The sequence below is a fragment of the Amycolatopsis albispora genome (assembly GCF_003312875.1).
Taxonomy (GTDB): Bacteria; Actinomycetota; Actinomycetes; order Mycobacteriales; family Pseudonocardiaceae; genus Amycolatopsis; species Amycolatopsis albispora.
In genome coordinates, this window is the sequence record NZ_CP015163.1 from 2,670,322 (window position 1) to 2,690,289 (window position 19,968).

General features: G+C 68.5%; 18 protein-coding genes and 1 pseudogene. 7 read left to right on the forward strand and 12 right to left on the reverse strand.

Features of this window, described 5'->3' with window-relative positions; genetic code table 11:
- Positions 1–8 precede the first annotated feature (8 nt).
- Positions 9–1,229 (reverse strand): MFS transporter, encoded by a 1,221-nt coding sequence (locus A4R43_RS12470; protein WP_205215312.1) that lies wholly within the window; start codon positions 1,227–1,229, stop codon positions 9–11.
- Between the two features lie 92 nt (positions 1,230–1,321).
- On the opposite strand from A4R43_RS12470, the gene A4R43_RS12475 reads away from it, so the two are divergent.
- Entirely contained in the window at positions 1,322–1,906 is a 585-nt protein-coding gene (locus A4R43_RS12475; RefSeq protein ID WP_113692492.1) for a TetR/AcrR family transcriptional regulator, read from the forward strand.
- 140 nt (positions 1,907–2,046) lie between these two features.
- Here A4R43_RS12475 and A4R43_RS12480 read toward each other — a convergent pair whose 3' ends face one another.
- Positions 2,047–2,451 carry a hypothetical protein gene (locus A4R43_RS12480; protein WP_236808943.1) on the reverse strand — a complete coding sequence of 135 codons (405 nt, stop codon included), beginning with the start codon at positions 2,449–2,451 and terminating at the stop codon, positions 2,047–2,049.
- A gap of 433 nt (positions 2,452–2,884) precedes the next feature.
- Here A4R43_RS12480 and A4R43_RS12485 point away from each other — a divergent pair, with 433 nt between their 5' ends.
- Together A4R43_RS12485 and A4R43_RS12490 are read left to right on the forward strand one after the other, a co-directional pair.
- On the forward strand, positions 2,885–5,635 hold the full coding sequence (locus tag A4R43_RS12485) for a tetratricopeptide repeat protein (protein WP_162788432.1): 2,751 nt from the start codon (positions 2,885–2,887) through the stop codon (positions 5,633–5,635).
- Positions 5,632–5,979, forward strand: coding sequence for a hypothetical protein (locus tag A4R43_RS12490; RefSeq protein ID WP_162788433.1), 348 nt, complete (start codon positions 5,632–5,634; stop codon positions 5,977–5,979). The genes A4R43_RS12485 and A4R43_RS12490 overlap by 4 nt, the downstream gene beginning before the upstream one ends.
- Positions 5,980–6,084: 105 nt before the next feature.
- Here the strand turns inward: A4R43_RS12490 and A4R43_RS44905 are convergent.
- Positions 6,085–6,411: pseudogene (locus A4R43_RS44905) on the reverse strand (DUF402 domain-containing protein); the annotation flags it as partial.
- A gap of 116 nt (positions 6,412–6,527) precedes the next feature.
- On the opposite strand from A4R43_RS44905, the gene A4R43_RS12495 reads away from it, so the two are divergent.
- Both A4R43_RS12495 and A4R43_RS12500 read left to right on the forward strand, forming a co-directional pair.
- Positions 6,528–7,523: a hypothetical protein gene (locus A4R43_RS12495; RefSeq protein WP_113692496.1), complete on the forward strand. Its 996-nt coding sequence runs from the start codon at positions 6,528–6,530 to the stop codon at positions 7,521–7,523.
- 686 nt (positions 7,524–8,209) lie between these two features.
- Positions 8,210–9,490 (forward strand): hypothetical protein, encoded by a 1,281-nt coding sequence (locus A4R43_RS12500; RefSeq protein ID WP_162788434.1) that lies wholly within the window; start codon positions 8,210–8,212, stop codon positions 9,488–9,490.
- Here A4R43_RS12500 and A4R43_RS12505 read toward each other — a convergent pair.
- Positions 9,462–11,465: an ATP-binding protein gene (locus tag A4R43_RS12505; RefSeq protein ID WP_162788435.1), complete on the reverse strand. Its 2,004-nt coding sequence runs from the start codon at positions 11,463–11,465 to the stop codon at positions 9,462–9,464. The genes A4R43_RS12500 and A4R43_RS12505 overlap by 29 nt on opposite strands.
- A 246-nt stretch (positions 11,466–11,711) precedes the next feature.
- Between A4R43_RS12505 and A4R43_RS12510 the strand changes: the two genes are divergently transcribed.
- Positions 11,712–12,134, forward strand: coding sequence for a GNAT family N-acetyltransferase (locus A4R43_RS12510; RefSeq protein WP_113692499.1), 423 nt, complete (start codon positions 11,712–11,714; stop codon positions 12,132–12,134).
- A 165-nt stretch (positions 12,135–12,299) separates the two neighbouring features.
- On the opposite strand, the gene A4R43_RS44740 is transcribed toward A4R43_RS12510, so the two are convergent.
- Entirely contained in the window at positions 12,300–12,674 is a 375-nt protein-coding gene (locus tag A4R43_RS44740) for a peptidase inhibitor family I36 protein (RefSeq protein WP_113692500.1), read from the reverse strand.
- A gap of 643 nt (positions 12,675–13,317) precedes the next feature.
- On the opposite strand from A4R43_RS44740, the gene A4R43_RS12520 reads away from it, so the two are divergent.
- Positions 13,318–14,157, forward strand: a complete 840-nt coding sequence (locus A4R43_RS12520) for a MerR family transcriptional regulator (protein ID WP_113692501.1) — start codon at positions 13,318–13,320, stop codon at positions 14,155–14,157.
- Between the two features lie 410 nt (positions 14,158–14,567).
- Here the strand turns inward: A4R43_RS12520 and A4R43_RS12530 are convergent, their stop codons facing one another.
- The 7 genes from A4R43_RS12530 to A4R43_RS12555 form a co-directional block, all read right to left on the reverse strand.
- Positions 14,568–15,383 (reverse strand): aminoglycoside 6-adenylyltransferase, encoded by an 816-nt coding sequence (locus tag A4R43_RS12530; RefSeq protein ID WP_236808944.1) that lies wholly within the window; start codon positions 15,381–15,383, stop codon positions 14,568–14,570.
- Positions 15,383–16,687 carry a hypothetical protein gene (locus tag A4R43_RS12535; protein ID WP_162788437.1) on the reverse strand — a complete coding sequence of 435 codons (1,305 nt, stop codon included), beginning with the start codon at positions 16,685–16,687 and terminating at the stop codon, positions 15,383–15,385. The genes A4R43_RS12530 and A4R43_RS12535 overlap by 1 nt, the downstream gene beginning before the upstream one ends.
- A gap of 30 nt (positions 16,688–16,717) precedes the next feature.
- Positions 16,718–16,924, reverse strand: a complete 207-nt coding sequence (locus A4R43_RS12540) for a ribosomal protein L7/L12 (RefSeq protein WP_113692503.1) — start codon at positions 16,922–16,924, stop codon at positions 16,718–16,720.
- Positions 16,828–17,220 carry a protein kinase family protein gene (locus tag A4R43_RS42690; protein WP_162788438.1) on the reverse strand — a complete coding sequence of 131 codons (393 nt, stop codon included), beginning with the start codon at positions 17,218–17,220 and terminating at the stop codon, positions 16,828–16,830. The genes A4R43_RS12540 and A4R43_RS42690 overlap by 97 nt, the downstream gene beginning before the upstream one ends.
- A gap of 417 nt (positions 17,221–17,637) precedes the next feature.
- Positions 17,638–17,790 (reverse strand): hypothetical protein, encoded by a 153-nt coding sequence (locus A4R43_RS42695; RefSeq protein WP_162788439.1) that lies wholly within the window; start codon positions 17,788–17,790, stop codon positions 17,638–17,640.
- A gap of 235 nt (positions 17,791–18,025) precedes the next feature.
- The gene (locus A4R43_RS12550; protein ID WP_205215313.1) at positions 18,026–18,676 is read right to left on the reverse strand and encodes a hypothetical protein; all 651 of its coding nucleotides are present in this window, start codon (positions 18,674–18,676) and stop codon (positions 18,026–18,028) included.
- A gap of 69 nt (positions 18,677–18,745) precedes the next feature.
- Positions 18,746–19,951, reverse strand: a complete 1,206-nt coding sequence (locus A4R43_RS12555; RefSeq protein ID WP_113692505.1) for an acyl-CoA dehydrogenase family protein — start codon at positions 19,949–19,951, stop codon at positions 18,746–18,748.
- Positions 19,952–19,968 lie beyond the last annotated feature (17 nt).

The following is a 19,968-nucleotide window of genomic DNA, read 5'->3' on the forward strand; positions in this document are numbered from 1 at the left end:
TCCGTAGGTCAGCCCCGCGCCGCTCGAGCTTCGACCGCCGCCCGGGCTGGACGGGTGAAAACCACCAGCAGGAAAGCGATCAGCGTCAGCACGGCGGCGATCCAGATCGTGGCTGCCAGCGACAGCCGGTCGATGGCGACTCCGCCCACCAGCGCACCGAGCCCGATGGACAGGTTCCAGACACCCACCCACAGCGATGTCGCGGCCTCCACCGCCGCGGGCGCCGCCTTGATCATCCAGGTCTGCATGCTGACCGAGAGTCCGCCGAAGAACAGGCCCCACACGAGCAGGAGCACCACCCCCGAGACCGGCTGCCCGCCGAGAACCGGGACCAGCCCCAGCACGATGCCGATCACGGCCAAGATCGAGATGACGACGCCGGTGACGCTGCGCCCCAGCTGTGATCCGGCCGCGAAGTTCCCGCCCAGCCCGAGGAGCCCGTAAACAAGGAGCACCGGACCGACGGCGGCGGCGGGCAGCCCGGCGATGTCGCGCAGGATGGGCCCCACGAAGGTGAACGCGGCGAAGTGCCCGGCAACGCAGAACAAGGTCGCGAGCAGCCCGACCGCAACGGCCCGGTTCCCGAGCTGGCCGAACAGCAGACGCGGGCCGATCGAGGTCTGCGCGGACAGTGGCGGCAGCAAGAGGATCAGGCCCACCAGAGCGACGAGCGCGGCCACCCCCAGCGCCGCGAAGGCGAAGCGCCACCCCAAGCCCGTTCCCAGGATCGTGCCCAGTGGAACGCCCAGCACGTTGGCGGCGGCGACACCGGCGAAGATGATCGAGGTAGCCTTCGGCACGTTCTCCGCCGACACCAGCCGAACGGCCAGGCCGCCCCCGATCGCCCAGAACCCGCCGATCGCGATTCCCACGAAGACGCGCGAGACCAGCAGGACCTCGAACGTCGGAGCCAGCCACGAGGCCACGTTCGCGACGCTCATCAGGACCATCAACGCGACCAGCAGAATCCGGCGGTCGAGCCGCCCGGCCACCAGCGGCACCAGCGGCGCCGCGACACCGGCGATGATGCTCGGCACGGTCACGCTCAGCCCGGCAAGTCCCTCGGTGACGGCCAACGCGGGGCTGATCTGGGTCAGCAGCCCGATCGGCAGCTGCTCCGCGACCACCAGGACGAACACGCCGAACATCGCCGCCCAGGCCGCACCCCAGCGTTGCCGGCCGGCGTCCGGTCCCGATCTGCCGGTCACCACGGCTCGCGTTTCAACCACGTCCGGTTCCTCCTCAGCTCATTTGGGAGCGATCGCTCCCAAATTGGGACGCTAGCATTGGGAGCGTCCGCTCCACAATGGGAGGAACCGGGATGGCCAGGCCACGCGCATTCGACGAGGAAACAGCTGTCGACCAGGCAACTGAGGTGTTCTGGCGCAAGGGGTACCACGCCACCAGCACGCGCGACCTGGGCGAAGCGCTCGAGCTCAACCCGAGCAGCCTCTACCGGACGTTCGGCGACAAACACCGCCTCTTCCTGCGAGCCCTGGATCACTATCGGGCGACGGAGAGCACCGACGGGTGTCAGCGCTTCCGCAACGCTCCCCCGACCATCGACGCACTCGTCGAAGCAGTCACCGCCGTCGCGCTGGGAGGCGACGCCCAGGCAGCCGACCCCGCCGGATGTTTTGTCATCAACACCGCGGCGGAACTGGGCAGCACGGACCCAGAAGTCTCCCGTCGCACCGAGACCGCCTTCGACCTCACGCGAACAGGGCTCGTCGACCTGCTCACCCGGCTGCGCGACAGCGGAGAACTGCCGAGCGAAGCAGATCCAGCAGCGCTCACCGATCTCCTGTTCACACTCATCCTCGGCTGGCGGCTTCGAGCCCGAGCGGGGCACGACCCGAAGGACATCAGGAGATCCATCGAACACGCGACCCGCCACCTCGCCTGAAGACATAGCAGCGCGCCGGTGCCAGCAGTTGCTGTCAGCTCAGGATTGCCCGGGGGCATGGGAGGCCGGTGACCCACCAGTCGCCGGCCCGCTGTCGCCGCGGCTCAGGTCGTCTGCGATGGCCTGCAGCTGCTCGGTACCTACCGTGGGCGGTGGAACCAGGCTCCGGCCTGTGCGGTGACCATCAACGCCAGGATGAAGCCGCCACAGGCGAGCCCGATGACCGGCCCGCCCGTGAAGATGAGGCCGAAGCCGTCCCCGAGGCCCAGGCTGCCCAGGCAGGCCACGATCATCAGCGAGGCGTACACCATCGTGGTGACCCGGACACCTCCCCCGCCGGTGGCGAACTTCGTCCCCAGGATGATCGACAGCGCCCCCAGGCCCAGCAGCACGCTGACGACGGCAACCGCGTCGGCGATGCTGCCGCCAGCGTTGGCGACAAGGCCGGCAAAGAGGCCGGCGACGAGCACACCGACGGTGAGCTGCAGGCCACCCACGACGAACAGGAGTACCCGCGCCCCCCTCATCAGTGCGGGCATGTCCATGCCCGTCGGATGGCCCGGGTAGCCGCAGGAGCTGTTCGGGGCACCGGATCTCATCCTGGCGTCTCCTCCGTCGGACGTCGGGGACCGCGCAGTATACGACGGAGGCAGGGGCCGCCGCGCAGGTGCTGGCGACGGGTGCCTCCTGATCGCGGTGAGGCGATCGACGTGCGTGCGGATTTGCGGTCCATTGTGGACAGCCGCCGGGCCGATTCGCTCGCGCTACGGCAAGTGGGTGATCGCCGAGTGAGGCACCCACGGTAACCGTCGAGCCGACATAGGGTTTGCCCCTGATGGATGGAGCGGAAGAGCCAGTGCGCGGTGCGGACACGCCTGTCCGGGCAGCATGATGATGACTTCCTTCGCCTCCGGGGACAGGTCGGTCGCGGGCCACGTCCGCGACAGCATCGTCATCACCGGTGATCGAGCCAAGGTCGTGGTGACCTCGGTGGGCGGCCTCCCGCTGCGCACCCCGGCCATGGCACGCCGGCCCTTGACGGAGAATGCGGCGGCGAGCATGTTGTTCGTCCCGCCGTTGGTCCTGGACCTCTCCCGGCCGACGAGCTGGCTGCACCCCCAGGCCGAGGTGCTGCCAGTGCAACCCCGGCCCGAGGTCGGGCAACTGGTCGCCGCCTACCGGCTGCGAGCCGGTGCGCAGGTCCGGCTGGTCTGCGGGCGGGGCGGGCAAGGCAAAAGCCATCTCGCCCGGGAGGTCTGCGCCCGCCTGCGCGAGGAAGGCTGGCTGGCGGGAACGGTCAACCTGGGCGAGTTGGTCGTGCCCGATCCCGACCACGCGGCCTCCCGCTGGGCCCGGCTCGCCGCGGCCCTGGACAGCCGCCCGGTGCGGCGCCTCGGTTCCGGACGGCGTCATCGCGGCGCCCTGTTGGTGGTCGACTACGCCGAGAACCAAGCCGTCGCGTTGCGCCTCCTGCTCGCTCGGATCGCGGGCAACCCGGCGATCCGGGTGCTGCTGCTGGCCCGGCACGAAAGCGGCTGGTGGCGGGAGTTGCTCGACGACCCGGCACTGGCCACCGTGGTTCACCCGCATCCCGTCGTCCTCGGGTCCCTCGGCGAGCAACAAGCCGAACAGGTGCAAGCCGTGCACGCCGGAGCGATGCGATGCTTCGCCGCACGACTGGATCTCGGCAGGAGGGAGATGGCCGTACTCGGCGCCGCGGGCCGGCGCACCGGGATGTTCGGCACCACGCTGGACCTGTACGCCGATGCCCTGCTGAAGGTCCTCAACCTCACTCCGGAATGGCGCGGCTCCGCGCCCGGCCATGCTCGGGAGAACGTGCTCGGCCACCTCCTGGTTCACGAACGCCGCTACGTCAACGCATGCCTGCGCGGTGCCGGGATCACCCTCTCCGACCACCAGCGCGACACCTTGCTGCTGGCCCCGTTCCTGGTACCGGCGGAAACCGGCGCGGAGGCCGCCCGCGCGATCGGCGTACTGGCCGATCCCGGTGAACTCGCGGATCGCAAGCTGCGGACCACCGCGAACCTCCTGGTCCGGCTCTACCCTGGCGACCAAAGCCAGCTTTGGGCACCACCGCAGCCCGACCGGCTGCCCGACACCCACCTGCTGGACGTCGCCGAGCGGGCCACGGCGAGCCGGGACTGGGTGGACACCGTCACCGCGCTTTGCGCCGAGCAGGCGCCGCACCGCGCCGCAACATCGGCGCGGGTGCTGATCAGGGCATTGTCCACGCCGGACGCCGAGCGCAACTACCCGGCCGGGCTCCAGCGGCTCCGCGCCGCTGTCGAACATCTCGTAGAGACCAACCCGCGGGGGTACGTGGAACCAGCGGTGCTCCTGGCGCCATTGACATTCAGCCGCTGCGTGAGTGCGGTGATTGCACGCGCCCACGGCCCGCACGCCGTCTCCGGCGACTACGTCCGGGGATTGGACAACCTCCTGGCCGATCTGGGCTTCACCGTCACCCGCACCGAAATCGCGGTCGCGGTGTCGCGGCGGCTGGTCCGCACCTGCCGCCCCGGTAGTGATGCACCTGCGCCGGTACTGGCAGAACACGCCACGCGGCTGGACCACCTGGCGTTGCGGCTGGCGGAGGCCGGCAATCGCGGAAAGGCGGTCCGGGTGGCACGCCAGGCCACCGCCCTCTACCACCGCCTCGTGACGGTTGAACCCGGTCCATACCAAGCTCGCCAAGCCGCCGCACTGAGCAACCTGGCACTACGGCTGGCCGAGGTCGGCAAGCTCGGCAGGGCGGTCCGGGTGGCACGCCAGACCACCGCCCTCTTCGAGCGGCTCGCGGCCGCGGAACCCGCGGTTCACCAAGCGGATTACGCCGCGGCACTCAACAACCTCGCGATCCAGCTCGCCGCACGGGGACAGCGCGAGGAAGCCCTGCGGACGGTGCAGCGGGCCTGCGGTATCTACGGGGAACTGCACAGCCCTGCGGTGGGAAGCACCCCCGCCGCCGTGCTCATCCCGGCCGAACTGGCACGGGAGTTCCTGCTCGCACCAGGGGATCTCGCCGATCCGGCTGGCACGGTGCACGCTTCACCGGCCGTCACGGGAATCGAGACCGCCATCGAGATCACCCGGGCCGGAACGACGCACCGCCGGCCCTCCGGGTACCAGCCCGCGCTGGCGAGTTCGCTCAACACGCTGGCGCTGAGGCTGGCCGCTGTCGGGCGGACCGAGCGAGGCCTGTCCCTCGCGGCGCAGGCCGTCAGTACGTTCCGGCAACTGGTCGACGGGCAGCCGGACAGCTACCGGCCGGACCTCGGCGCCGCCCTCGGCACGGAGGCCGCGCTGCACCTGCACCGTGGTGAACTCGCGGAAGCGGCGCAAACCGCCGTGCAGGCGACCGGGATCTTCCGAAGACTGGCCGGCACGAATCCCGCCGCCTACGAGCCCGGCCTGGTGCGGTCGCTGATGATCTACGGGGCGGTCCTGCGCGCCGTCGGCGAGCCCGAGCACGCCGTCGCGGCCCTCGCCGAGGCCGCTCACCGAATCGAACGCTTCGCGGTGGCGCTGCCCAGGGTCTACCGCGTGGTGCAGCACCGCATCCGCGCCGGGCTCATCGAACTCACCACCGCGGCCGAACATCGAAAGCCAGCAGAAGGGAACGAGCAATGGGACTCGAACTACCAGAACTCCTCGACGCCATCTGGCCTCACGTGCTCAACGCCGCGCAGAACTACGCTGACACCGTGACCGGTGAGGCCGGGGCAGCGGCAGGCCAGGCGACCCACGCGCTGGGGGCGCGACTGCTCACCCGCCTGATGAACCGCGACAGCGGTGAGCCGGACGCCGAACTCGACACCGCCAGCCGCGACGTCGCCGACAATCCCGGTGACGAGGATTTCGAAGCCGCGCTCCGCGCGAAGCTCAAAAAAGCCCTTCGCGAGGCGGATCCCGGGTTGCTCGCCGAACTGGCGGCTGCGACGGGGGGCAGCGGCCAGCACGCCGTCGCCCACGGGACTCGCTCGGTGGCGGGCACGGTCAGCGGCACGGTGATCACCGGCGACCGCAACAAGTTCCGCCGGCACGGCCGCTGACCGTGAGCGGCAGCGGCTGGGTATGGCGATGTCACGTACGGGCGCGAGCGCGGCCGGCGGGAAGTCCGGCCAGCCCGGCCCGTCGTGGTCCTCGCCCTGCAGGTACCGGTCGGCGAACGCCTGGGTGGCGGCCAGGACGTGCGCGACCTGGCCGGGCGTGAGCTTCCCCGAAGTCATCGCGTCACCCAGCTCGTGCAGATCCAGGACCCGATAAGGAAGTCCGGGCGGGCCAACGATGAAGTCGACGTAGTGGTCGACGACGTGGACGGGCCGACTCGTGCAGCAGGAAGGCCCGCTGCCGGCGTCCAGCGCCCGGCCGCCCGCTCGTGGCCCTCGTCCGCCTGCAGTGCTTGTTCCGCAGCCACACGGCGAATCGTAGCGGCGGGCAAGATCCGCATCGTGCTGCCAGCTTGTCCTCGCCCACGCGCGCATTCAACGCACGGAGCAGGCCGGGACCGGTCCCAGCCCATCCCGATCAGAAGAAGTGAGCCCGGCGATCCGTGTTGAACCGCGTGCAAAGCGTAGTCGCCTGCGGCATGGTGGGAGGCGTGCGAACCCTCCTGGCCACACTCAGCGCCCTGCTCCTGGTCCCGGTGCTCGCCGGAATCGCCCACGCCTACGACAAGATCGCCGAGGCCGCGCCGGTGACGATGGTGGAGTCACCCGGCGGCGAAGGCGAGGTCCGCGCCCGGCTCGTCCTCGGCACGGTCACCGCGGGCACTTCCCACAACCTCCGCAGCGAGATCGAGGTCGGCGACGGCCGGGTGGACGGCGCGGTGTCCGCCATCGCGATCGGCCACAAGATCACCTGCCAGCCGGTGGGCGGCACGACGCTGCCGAACACGGCGACCCAGCACGGGCAGATCTGGAGCGGCCAGAACCTGCTGCACGGCGGCGGCAGGGTCACCCTCGTCGTGCGCATGCTGTTCAAGCCGGCCACTACGGGCAACTACGAGTGCCTGCTGCGGGCGTACGTCCTCGACGGGTACGCGGCCGGGCAGCCCGGCCAGCCCGGCCGCGAGACCGCCAGGTTGTACAGCGGCTTCATCGGCGACATCGACGGAGCCATCGACCCCGAGGGCTTCGCGCAGACATTCGGGTCCTCGCAGAACACGTTCCTCGGGATGGACGCACCCGGCAAGCAGGTGAACCCGGTGGACTACACCCCATTGCCGGGAGCCACCAGGTTCCTCGCCACCACCGATCTGTTCGCCACGAGCTGTTACGGCAACGGCGGCAACGCCTGCCCGGACGGCACCACCTATCCCGGCAAGGCCAACACCGCGATGGTGCGATTCCGGACGGTCGCGACGCCGTCCTCAGCCGCGCCCGGCTGCGTCGCCCAGGCCACGCCCTCGGAAACGGCGGCGGTGAGCGGGAATCTGCACCACCTGCGGCTCCTCGGGCAGCTGACGGTGACGCAGCCGGCCAGCGGGTGCGGCACCTGGCGGATCAACGCCTTCGTGCAGGACAACGGCGGCACGCTGCCGTTCGTCATCCACGGCAACCCCTACTCGGTCACCTACGCCCGCCCGCCGGTCTGACCACCGGTTCATGGTCGGCACCAAGCCAGTCCACCACGCTGGTCGCCGCGGCCTCCTGCGCTGTGCCCTGGCCTCCGCCACCACCAGGCACGACCACACATGCACCACGGCCACCGGGGCAAGCGAAAGCGAGGCCGCCGCGCTCATCGATCTCAGACTCGACGCCTCGATCCAGGCACCTGAGCACCCCGGTGATCAACCCCACCAGGCACCACACGCCACGGCTGACCTGGATGGGAACCGGCAGGCAGTAGCATCCGTCGTTGTGTCACCAACCGCACCAGAAACGCACTGGACCTTCCCGGAAAGACAGTGGCAAACACTGACGCCGCAACGGTCCATACTCGCGGTTGCGCACAACGTGACTGCGGCCACCCGACTGCTGGACGTCCTGCCGACCCTGACCGCCGACCCCCGCCTGCGAATCGCGTTCACCTGCACCCGGTCATCTGCTTTCCACAACGATACAGTCGATTTTCTCAAATCGATGGGCGCAGCGTACTTTACCTGGGAAGACGCTCTCGCCTCCGGTTTCGATCTCGCCATCGCAGCCAGCTACGGCGGAAATCTGCATGATCTCCCCATGCCGCTGATCACTATTCCTCACGGAATGGGATACAATAAATTTTTGGAGCCGGGAGCCGGGAGCCGGGAGCCGGGAGCCGGGAGCCGGAAGCCGGAAGCCGGTGTTCGGGCTTTCGCGCGAATGGCTTACTCACCAAGGCAAAGTAGTTCCGTCGATCATCGCGCTGTCACACGACGAACAGGTCGCACGGCTGCGCCTGGCGTGCCCGGAAGCCGTTCCCCGGGCGCTCGTGGCCGGCGATGTGACGTTCGATCGCCTGCTCGCCAGCGACGTCCTCCGCGAGACCTATCGGCGAGCACTGGGCGTCCGCAACGGGCAACGGCTGGTGGTCGTCTCGTCGACATGGGGGCCGCAGTCCCTGTTGTCCGTTGACCCGGATCTGCCGCGGCGGTTGGCGCTGGAGCTTCCGGTCGACGAGTTCCGGGTCGCGGTCGCGTTGCACCCGAACATCTGGCATGGGCACTCGGCGTGGCAGGTGCGCGGCTGGCTCTCCGCCGCCCGACGATCCGGTGTGCTGCTGCTTCCCGAACTGGAGGGCTGGAAGGGCGCACTGATCGCCTCCGAGGCGGTGATCGGGGACCACGGATCGGTGACCTACTACGCGGCAGCCCTGGGCCGCCCGGTTCTCCTGGCCGCTACGCCGGACAACGCCGTCGCCGCGGACTCGCCCATCGCGCTCATGCTGGCCACCGCTCCCCGACTGGACCGTGGCCAGCCACTGCTCAAGCAGGTCGCCGACGCCGTGGACAAGCACGATCCCATGGCGCTGGCCGAGCTACGCGCGCTGGCGTCCTCCGCACCAGGCCAGGCCACCGCGCTACTCCGGTCCGCCATCTACGGCCAGCTGGATCTGACACAACCGACCTGGGAGGCCGAAACGACCGCCGTCCCCGTGAGCACCGAAGTACTTCCCCTCCCGGAGGCATGTCTCGTCGAGTGCCATTGGCATCACGACACGTGGGCCGAAGTGGTGCGCTATCCGGCTGAACGGCTGCGCGAGCGCGATTTGCGCAGCCGCACCGCGCACCTGGCCGTGGGCACCGACGAGCCTCGGCAACGCTGGCTCCAACTGGCCGACGTGGTGATCGACCACCGCCCCGGCCCACACCCGGACGAGTGGATCCGACAGACCCTCGCGGCGATGCCAGGGTGTGTCGTCGCGGCCGCTCAAGATCCGCGGGGGCGCTGGTTCGCCGGCACCGACGATCAGCTGCTGGCTTTCGAGTCCCCTCCTGGCGCAGGGGCGTTGTGCGCGTCGGCGGTGTTCTCCTGGGTGGGGGCCGGGCGATCGCTGAGCGAGCTACCCGCGGAGTTCGAACTCGTCACTGGTGCTGCCCGGCATACCGTGTTCGTCATTCGCCGGCCTCACCCAGCGCAGTGATCTTGGCCCTGACCGCGTCACTGTTGATCGCGAACCGCAGATCCTCGAAGATCACCAAAGCCTGCGCGTAGTGCTCGCGCGCCAGGCCCGGCTGCTCGGCGCTGACGGCGACGTCGCCCAGCGCCTCGAGCGCCACGGCCTCATCGAAGCGCCGACGAGCCTCCGCCATGACCGTGAGCGCGTGCGACAGTGCGCACTCGGCGTCCTCGAGCGTTCCCGCTTCCCGATGCTTGATGCCCTGCCAGGTCTCGACCTTCGCCGCGTTGACCGTCTCCCCGTGGACTTGGAAATACTCGCCTGCCTGGTCGAGCAAGGACAGCGCGGCCTCCGGCGCCAGCACCTTGGCCAAGTGCAGCCGGGCCAGCGCGATCCGGCGAGGGACACCGATCGCCATGGCCAGCTCCAGATTACGGCTCAACAGCTCTCGCGCCTCGGCATCCCGTTGGGCGGCATGCAAGGCGAGCCCCCACCCCTCCACCGCGGACGCCTCCAGCTCACGGTCACCGACCTCGCGCGCCTGATCGGTCGCGCTACGGAAGTCGCTGATTGCCTTGTCGACCTCACGACGCAGATAGTGCGCGAAACCGGCCTGCGTCGCGAGAAGACTTCCCAGCGCGGCGTCACCCGAGCGTTCCGCGGCGACTCGGCCGAGCTGGTGGGTGGCCAGCAGCTCGTCAAGGAACTTGCCGGCCTCGTAGAACGGCCAGAGCACCACACACCACTGGGCGACCAGCTCATCCTCACCCACGCTGTAGGCGTATTCCACCGCGGCACGCAGATTGGTGCGCTCTCGGTGCAACCATTGCGTAGCGGCCGCCAGATCGGAGTGCCGGACCGTCAAGCGCCGCGCGGGCACGAACCGCGCCCGCCAGGGACGTGCCGGTGCGATCAACTCGTCCGCGGCCACCGTTCCGTCGAACCAATGCAGGAGCAGACGCGCACTCCGGCGCTCACGCTCTTCGGGCTCGGCCGGATCGATCTCTCGTGCGTGCAGGCGAACCAGGTCGCGAACCAGAAATTGGTCATCGGCCAGCTCTTGGGCGAGCCTGGCCTCAACCAGATCGCGCAACCCCTCTTCGACCTCGACCTCGGGCCGTTCCAGTGCGGCGGCCAGCACGCCGACGCTCCAGGTGCCGCTCCCGGGTACCGATCCCACCGCGTAGTAGCAGTCGCGCGCGATGTCGCTCAGCCAGCGAGTGGCCAGATTGAATGCCGCGGACACGGACACGTCGTCATCGCGGGAAAGGGCGCGCACCCGGCGGCGTTCGTCCCGCAGCTCCCGCAGCAGCCGCTCGGCCGGGCGCTGGGGGAACCGCAGCAACATGGCCGCCACCACGGTGAGTGCGAGCGGAAGCTGGTCACACAGCTGGATGATCTCCTCGATCACCGCGCGCTCCCGCGCCACCACGGACTCACCGAGCACACGCTCGAACAGCGCGAGCGCCGCCGCGTCCTCCAGCGGCTCGAGGTCAACAAAAGTAACCGGCCCGTGCGCCCCCAGCGTACCCAGCGGCTGCGCCTCGGTGACGATCACCAGTGACCGGGCACCGCCCGGCAGCAACATGCGCACCTGGCTACCACGAATCGCGCCATCCAGAAAGACCATCAGGCGTTGATCCCTGGTCAGGGAATGAAACATGGCCCGCACGGCATCCAGCCGATCAGGCAGCTCCGTCCGGTCCACCCCCAGCTCATGCAGAAACTCACGCAGAATTGCCGCTTCGGCGCCGTGGTCGTCCAGGTCGTCGTTCAACCGCGCGAAGAGCTGACCGTCCGGATACAATTCACGCACTCGCTCCGCCAGCTTCAGCGCCACAGCGGTCTTCCCTGTTCCGGGACCGCCGACGAACACCACCGTCGCGGGGCGCCCGTCGGCCTGCGCCTGCCGCACCGCTTCCGTCGCCCTGCCGAGAACAGCGACCTGATTGACGAAGTGCGGATTTGCGGGCGGCACCTGCTCGGGCCTGTTCGACATCCTCAACTCCCCTCTCAGCCGCAGAGTACCGAGCCACGTGATTCTCCGCGGTAAGCCGGTTCGTACCGGCGTCGCGACCGGCGCGGACCTTGACCGGTACAGCATGCCCGATCAGCGACGTCCGCGGGAACCACCACTGCCAGAACATCGTCGATGCGCCCAGTCGACCAACGGCGCTGTCCACTCCCAAGCGAGCGAAGTCCGGCTTGGCTCCGGTGACGGAGCCGATTGCGAGAATGACCGACTATGCCGCCGAAGATCGAACTGCTCTGGCCCACTCGCGCCGACACCCAGCTACGTACCCAGATCCACCGCGTAGTGCACGACGTCGCCGAGGCCGGGGGCGCGATCGGCTATCCGTCACCGCCGAGCGCGGCCGAGACCGATGCATGGCTGGAGGGATTACTGCTCACCGTCCGATCGGGGAACGCCGCGTTCGTGGTCGCGCTGGCCGACCACCGAGCCGAGGCCATCGGTCTGTGGCGGCGCCGTCCTGACACGGCGTTCGCGCATTCCGCGGACATCGAGAAGGTGATGGCACCTCCCGACGCACGTGGGCTTGGGCTCGGCCGATTGGTAGTCTCCTCCCTTATCGAAAGCGCCGGTAACGCCGCGGATCCGAGTCCGGCGGACCAGGCTCATCACCCCGTAGAGGCCACGTCTAAGTAACAACGATGCCCTTCACCACATACCGCCGCCCACCTACGGCGACGTCGGCAGTCAATCCGTTCGCGAATACCACCACTTTCCGTGAGCACCAAGCACCTCGGCCCGCTCCTGTTTCCCAGGATCCCGGGCCAGGCGCCGCGCTCGGCCGCGCGGCCGGCGGTTGCTTTAGTTGCCGCCAACTGAAACGTAGGCCGCCCCCAGGTCGGCAATTCTATTGCCATGCCCAATTGGCACCATGACTGCCCCTGTGCAATTCGCGCTCTTATACACCTTTTGCAGGTAGCCCGAGTTGTTCTGCACCGATCGATACCCCCACGGCGAGGGGATGATGCTGCAACTGCCGGAAGACGTCGGTGTCAAACTGAACTTGAGATGCGTGTAGTTCGGTCCTACCCAAAAGCAGATTCGCCCTGGATCACAGGTGGCCTGCACCTGTGCTCCGCCCTCGGCCGTCGCAGCCGCAGATGTTCCCGTTATTGAAACCGTCAATGGCGCGGCCAGCAACATGCCGACAGCCGCCATCCTGCTCCATATACTCATACTTCCCCCTCCCTGATAACTCGAGGTTAACACGGGTTTTCGACGCCCCGCAAGGCGCCGGGCTTGATCGACCACGAATGCCTGAAAATCGGCACTCGAGCTGGAATTACACGGACGTCATTTCCGTTCAGTTGAAGCTGGCGTGCCGTCAGGTGAACGACACCCGTTGCCCACCTGCGCAAGTGACAGGAAGGATCTGCTGTGTCCATTGTCGTTAACACGTTCACTCCCGACTATAAAAGGCCGGAAATCGCACCCGCTTAGCGGCATCGGGCGGGATGGAATCGGCCCGCATCCTTCATGACGCGACCAGCCCGGCCATGGCGGTCTCGGCCAGACCGTGCCGCAAGAGGTGCTCGCCCACTTTCTCTGTGAACGTGACATCAGCCCCAGAGCTGGAGCAAAACTGGAGCGGCGTATGCGCACGAAGCCATCTCGCGCAGCAGATTCTCTGTTTCCGCAAGTCAGCGACCTGCCGGTGCGCGCCGCGATCGCCAGCGAAGCCGCGGTGTGACCCCGCCCGCCGCCGATCCACCGTCGCCAACATGTCCTGGACCAGGACAACCTGAGTGGTGTGTGTTGCACGTGCCGTAGCGGCATGTGATGTCGTGGGGGTACCACGGCACGAAAGGCACCCTCCGCGATGCACCTCTCCTTCACGCCTCCCCACCAGGTCAAGATCGGTGACGCGGCCGCGTTCGCCGGGACGACCCCGCGCGCGATTCGCCACTACCACGAGATCGGCCTGCTGCCGGAGCCCGAGCGGGGCGCGGACGGCCGCCGCCGCTACGGCTACGACGACATGATCCGCTTGCTGTGGATCCGCAGGATGGCAGAGGCCAGCATCAGCCTGGACGACATGCGGGCCGCCTTCGACGAAACCCGGGGCATCGAGGAGAGCCTGGGCCGACTGGAGGAAACCCTGGCCGCCAAGGAGTCCGCCATCAAACGCCAGCGCGCCGTTGTCCAGCGACTGCGGGCCGTGGGCAGCCCCCTCGGGCTGCTCTCCGAACTGGTGACGGACCGGCTCAGCCACCTGCCCCCGGGCGCACTGCGCCGCTCCGACCTGGACACCCTGCTGGTCACGGAACGAGTCTTCGGCCCGCTGGGCGCCGCTGTCCAGGCGAGCGTGTCCATCGTGCTGGCCACCCACCCAGACCTCCGGGCCGAGGACGACCGTCTCGACGCCGCGGAAGCCGCCCTCGACGACGGCGTCGATCCCCATGACCCCCGCGTCGAAGAACTCGCCGCGCAGCGACACGCCCACCACAAAGCTTTGGAGAAGGCCATCGAGGCGGACGGGCTGGACATCGACGAGGAGAAGCTCTTCGAGACCTACGACGCCGACCTGACGGGCGAGGAGCCCGCGCGGATGAGCGTCTCCGAAGCGGTCACGAAGATGCCCTATGGCTTCTCCCCTGCCCGGACCCGCTGCCTGGAACTCACGGCGGAACTCCTGGCCAAGGATCGCGCAGACAGATGACCGCCTGGTCGGCATGCTGCGAAACGACGCGTAGTCGTCGCCGACGACCTCGGTGCACCGGGTTCCGGCTGGCGCGACGCCTGCGGCCCGACGTCGTGTTGCCGGGCATCCGGATGCCCAAAGTGGACGGACTACGAGCGCCCCACCAACGGACCTGCGGAGGCGATGGCCTCGGTGGCGATCCGCACCGGTAACCGGCCTGCGTTGATCGGTGCGCAGCGCGTCCGACAACCAGGCGCTCAGTTCGGCGACGTCCTGGTCGGGATGGGTGGTTTCGTCGAGTGACTGCTGGTGGAGTTCGCTGGTCACGAGGAAGCCCGCGGCCATGCGTTCGCGGAGTTCCACGGTCATCGGGGTGCCGACCGCCGCGGCGGCATCGTGATCCACCGACGGCGACGTCGAGCCCGGTACTATTTCGTGCCCGAGCGGAGAATGGTGTGCAACTCCGCTGCCACGCGCTCGTGATCGAACACCGGGAACCCGAGGTGCCGGGCCGTGCGTTCGGCGAGCCTTCGGTACAGGCTGACGGTGGCCAGCAAGGCCTGCTCGCTGTCCCGCGCGCCGAATCCGGACCAGCACCGCTCGAGCTCGGCCTGCACGTCGCTGTCCATCCAGCGGCGCAGGCGGGTGCCCAGGTACCGGGTGTCGAAGCCGCTGCCGTAGCGCGCCCGGTGCTCCCACTCGATCATGCGCAGGAGTTCTTCCTTGAGATCGTGGTCCCGCAGCTTCACCGACCACGGCTCGTCGCGCACGATCGCCTTGGCCGCCATCAGGGCCGCGGCCCACGCCCAGTTGACCGACTCGCTGAACTCGTCGGCCTCCGGCGCCATCGCCACCTCCGGCCGGTGTACGACGGTGCCGGCGGCGCCGTCCTTGTCGAGGAGCACCTTGAACGGCCGGTCATAGCTGCGCCCGGCGAAGGCGACGGCCGGCAGCAGGGTGAAATCGAGCTTGCCGCCGGCGTAGTACACGAGCCGGGTGGGATTGCCGTCATCGTCTTCGAGTCGTTCGACCACAAGAACTTCACCGAGCCGCGTCCACCAGGACTCGTCCTCGAGCAACGCCGGAACGTCCGTGGCGAAAACCTGAATGTCCCGATCCGACAAAGGGTGGGCCGTGCCCTCCGCAGCGGATCCGGTGAGGACCAGCCCCCGCACGTCCGGCCGGGTCCTGGCCCAGGAAATAAGCGTGGAAATCGCGTCGCCGTAGTCCATGCCGGTGCTCATCAGATAATGTGGTTGGGGTTCTTCTTCATCAGGGCCCACACGTAATACCACTTGCTGTCGCGGAGATCACGAGTAGTGTTTTCCGCCTTGGCGTGGATGATGCCCCACAGCCCGCCGGTTGCTCCCAGAGTCGCGACCGCGGCCTGCAACGCAGGACCGTACACGGCGACGAGAACCGCTCCCACGGTACCGACGGCCGCCCCGGACATGGCCAGTGACTTCTTCCGCTTCACCTTGTCCATCTCGGACCTTATCGCACGGACTTCGTCCTTGATCTGCAGGCCCAGCTTGGCGAGTTCGGTCTCGGACCGCACGTCGTCGACGGCTTCGTCCATGTCCAGGAACCGCTGCCGCATGAAATCGCGAAAGGCCGAGTACGCACTGAATTCTTCGACAGTGATCTTACTGAATTCGCGCAGTTCGATCCCATCGACAAAAGGAAGGTCGATGGCCAAGATCGGCCGGACCAGCCGGCTCTTCACGGGCTCCTCCGTCGTGGCGGCAATCGCCCGCCCGTCCTTCACCAGGTAGTCCACGGCGCCAACTCGTTGAGGCGACGTCATCCTGCCCAGTGCCTGGCCGTGCACGACCTCCTCCGCCGCCGTCGCATACCGGGGGAGGTACCACGCCAGGCCCGCCTTCAGCAGCGGCTCCGCATCCAGGAGCCACTCCCCCAAGGCGGGCAGGTCAGGACAGTGGATACCGAACGACTCGCGGCGACTGTTCCGGTCGAGGTACCTGCGTGCGCGATTAAGACGGTAACCATCGGCCCGCGTGGGAAACCGCTTCCGCCGGATCCGGTGGATGTCCTCCTTCGCTTTCGCTGCTTTCTCATTCGCCGGATCGAGATTCTGCGTGCCGACGACGTGGAAGTCCGCGGTGTCCTCGTGCGTCAGGAGCAAGGTGTCCGATATCAGCGCCGTCCGCTTGGTGATCCGGCTGAATTCACTACCGCCACCACCACTGGAAAGGAAGACCGAGAAGCGGGACCGCTCCAATTTTTCGCCACCCACGACGTGTTCGTTGTCCTGATGCCACAGCAGGTGCGCGTACCGGCAAGCCACTTCGGCCAAGTACTCTGCGTCCGGCTCGTTCTTGCCCCTGCGGAAGTCGTGCAGCAGCCAGAAGAACTCCCGCATGTTCTTCGCGACCACATCGTCCTGCTTGACCAAGGTGTCGGGGCCGTAGATCTCCCTCTCCAAGGAGCGGATCCGGCGGGCGTGCCAGCGCGCGCTGGACGCACATCCGCATTCAAGCTCGTCTCGCAGCTTCCGCAACAAGTTGACCTTGGATTGACGGTCCACAGCAGCCCTCCCGAGTCCAGTTACGACAGCTTATTCCCGGTTCGGTCCCGGCGCCGCCTGTCTCGGTGTCACGGTGACGCTGCCCCCGGCCGCCTCGATTTTCCGCTTCGCGTCCTCGGCGGTTTGCCGGGAGACCTTCTTCAGGATCGTCCGCGGAACGGCCTCGCCCAGGTTCTTGGCGTCTCGCAAGGCAAGTCCGAGGCCGAGGTCCTCGTAGACGACCTTGATGACCTGGATCTTCTTGCGCCCCGCGTGCTGGAGGACGACGGCGAACTCGTCCTGTGCGGGCGGCGCCTCGGTGGCTGGCCGGACAGCAGGGCGGTGCCCTGCGCGGCGGTCAACCGCAGGCCGGTGTCCTTGCCGGTGAGGTCCTGGATTACCGGGGTGAGCGGCCCGGCACGCACCGGCTCGGGCAGCTCCTCCAGCAGGACCGCCGACAGCGTCGCCATGCCCGAACCCCGGTCGAACGGCGAAACCCCCTCCACGGCCTGGAACAGGGCCACCCCCAGCGAGAACAGGTCGGAAGCGGGCACCGCGGGCTGTCCCTTGGCGCGCTCGGCGCGAGGTAGGGGATCGAGCCGATCACCATGCCGCCTTCGGCCACGGTCGCCTGCCCGGCGGCCTTGGCGATGCCGAAGTCGGCGAGCATCGGCGTGCCGTTCTTGGCGAGCATGATGTTGTCGGCTTGACATCCCGGTGGATGACACCGGCTTCGTGGCAGGCCGACAGTGCCGACAGCATGGCCACCGCCACGTGCTGGGCCGTCGCCACGGGAACCGGCTCGGGCAGGTCGACCTCGTCGGCCAGCGAGCGGTCGGGAACGTACTGCATGACCGTCCAGGCACCCCGCGCTCGACGAGCACGTCGTGCACGGTGACGATGTTCGGGTGGTCGCGCAGCCGGGCGGCGTTGCGTGCCTCCAGCGAAGCCCGTTCGATCATCTCGGGGGGTCAGCTCGCCCGTCCCTGGGGAACGGCGACCTCCTTGACGGCCACCTGAACGCCCAGTGCGCTGTCCTCGGCCAGCCAGACGCGGCCGTAACCGCCGCGCCCCAACTGGCTGAGCAGCCGGTAGCGCCCACCGGCGAGGGTCAGTCCGGGCACGGCGAAGGCGAGTTCCGGATTTCACCTCAGCGCTCGTAGTTGACGAACGGCTGGTGAAAGTCCGCGTCCCGCAACTGTCCTCACTCCACAGTGGACCGAGGCCCGGCGCCGGCCTGGTCGTTTCCCAGGCGGTGCTGGGTGCGACGCCCTGCCGGGCGCGAGTCCCGCGATCGGGTTGACCGGGCCGCCGGACATGCCGGCGAAGCTGCACCCTGGCCCGTCGCCACCGCAGTCCCTACTGCGTCGCGCGCCAATAGCGGACTTCGCCGTGGGCTGGGATGAGGTAGCCGATGCCGCGTTGCTCAGGTGGTGGTTCCCCGTCGAGGTCGGCGGCATAAACCCGGCCGGACACCTCCTCCCCGATCAGGCCGAGCGAGTAGCCGGCACGGGCATGGAGCCGCCTGCCGATGTCAGCCAGCCAGTCGTCGATCGGCCACCGCCAGGTCAGGTGCGCCAACGCACCATCGGCGTCAACCGGGTAAGGGAAGGCAGCTACCTGTGGGACAGCGCGTTCCAACGCGCCCAGCGGCAGGTAGAAGTCCAGCCAGTCGCTCCCGCCGTCCTCGCGAATGGCCACCATTCCGCACACGACCGGTGTCCCGTCTGGCAGTGCAACGATCCCGCGCAAGTGCTGATAGCGCCGCAAGGACTCGAACGTGCAGCCGACAGCAGCTTGCTCATGCGGTTCACGGTCGTGACTCCCGTACCAGGCCGGAACAGCAACGACTTCACCGAACGCGGTAAGCGCACGCGCCAACCGCGCGTCACTGGTCGGCCCGAGCTCCAAGGCAAGCTCGTAGAAGCCGCCATGCCAGTTCTCAGCCAGGGTGAACGCCGCAGCCTCCGTCACCGCATGATCATGCACCAGCCGGCCCAGGTCCGCCACGAAGATTCAAGAGCAGGAGGGTATGACATGGACGGCGCCCATGGGTACACGACGACCGAGTAAGGCGGGTCAGGGCGAATGCGCGTCGTCCGGAGCTGGCACCAGGTCGAGGAACTCCCAGTGCGCCCCGGGTTGTGCGCCGCTGAGCCACGTCCCGCAGTTCTGCAGTACCACCGGGTTGGAGGTGATGTGCTGGGTGCCGGTGCCGAGATCACGCAGGAACCGGTCGATCGGGCCGCGCCGGATTGCCGCCGTACCCGCCCAGCGATGCACCGTCTGCCCGATGTCCGACACCGTCCACGTCGTGTGGTTGAGCGCCAGCCTGATCAGGGTGTCCTGCTCGGTGCTGAGCAGCTCGCCCGCGGCCAGGGTCTCTTCGTTGCCGCGCCAGACCTGCATCGCCCACGCCCGCGCGGCGCGGAGCTTCGCCTCGGCGCTCGCGTATTCGGCGTGGAACTGCGCGGTGTCGACGGCGGCGTTGCGCGTGCCCGACCTGGCCGCGGCCACCAGTTTCAGCTCGTCGAGCAGGCGCCGCCCGACGCCGAGCGCCCAGGCGGTGTGCCCGACCGCGGCCAGGTTCACCAGGCCGGCGCGGTAGACCGCGCCACCGTGCGCCGGTTCCTTGGTCGCCGCCGCATAGGTGTGCGTCTCCGGGACGAGTACGTCGGTGCAGTGGTAGTCGATGCTGTTCGTCGCCCGCAGCCCGAGCACGTCCCAGTTGTCCACCAGCTCCACCTGCGACTTCGGCATCGCCAGCACGCGAAGCTCCCCGGTGCCCTCGACCTGGATCGCGCTGTGGATGTGGGTGGCCAGCGACATCCCGGAGGCGAACTGCCAGCTGCCGCTCACCAGGTAGCCGCCGTCCACCACGACGGCCCTGCCCGGCCGGGTCCCGTGCCCCGCCAGCAACGCGTACTCGCCGCCCGCGACGTCGGGGAACAAATCCGCCGCCGCGACCGCGCCGAGATAGGCGGCGGTCGTGCCGGTGACCAGCTGCAGCGCCATCATCGTCCACCCGGCCGCGGCATCGTGGTAGCTGAGCCGCTCGTGCGTCTCGATCAGCTGGCACGGGGAGAACTCGTGGCCGCCGAGCTCGCGCGGCAGCCCGGCGCGGACGATGCCCGCGTCCAGTAGCGCCCGCGCGGTGTCGTCGGTGAGCCTGCCGAGTTCCTCCGCCGCGTCCGCGTCCGCGTCGACCGCCTCGCCGAGCGCGTCGATCCGGGCCAGCATCGCGGGAAGTTCTTCGCTGACGTGCAGCCGGACCGAAGCCGTCATGGGAGGGTGCTCCTTGT

Bases quoted from the DNA above. Each gene is read 5' to 3' on its own strand.
- A4R43_RS12520 (WP_113692501.1), top strand. From the start codon at position 13,318: ATGCACCTCTCCTTCACGCCTCCCCACCAGGTCAAGATCGGTGACGCG.
- A4R43_RS12555 (WP_113692505.1), bottom strand. From the start codon at position 19,951: ATGACGGCTTCGGTCCGGCTGCACGTCAGCGAAGAACTTCCCGCGATG.
- A4R43_RS12530 (WP_236808944.1), bottom strand. From the start codon at position 15,383: ATGAGCACCGGCATGGACTACGGCGACGCGATTTCCACGCTTATTTCC.
- A4R43_RS12510 (WP_113692499.1), top strand. From the start codon at position 11,712: ATGCCGCCGAAGATCGAACTGCTCTGGCCCACTCGCGCCGACACCCAG.
- A4R43_RS44740 (WP_113692500.1), bottom strand. From the start codon at position 12,674: ATGAGTATATGGAGCAGGATGGCGGCTGTCGGCATGTTGCTGGCCGCG.
- A4R43_RS12475 (WP_113692492.1), top strand. From the start codon at position 1,322: ATGGCCAGGCCACGCGCATTCGACGAGGAAACAGCTGTCGACCAGGCA.
- A4R43_RS12480 (WP_236808943.1), bottom strand. From the start codon at position 2,451: ATGGACATGCCCGCACTGATGAGGGGGGCGCGGGTACTCCTGTTCGTC.
- A4R43_RS12505 (WP_162788435.1), bottom strand. From the start codon at position 11,465: ATGTCGAACAGGCCCGAGCAGGTGCCGCCCGCAAATCCGCACTTCGTC.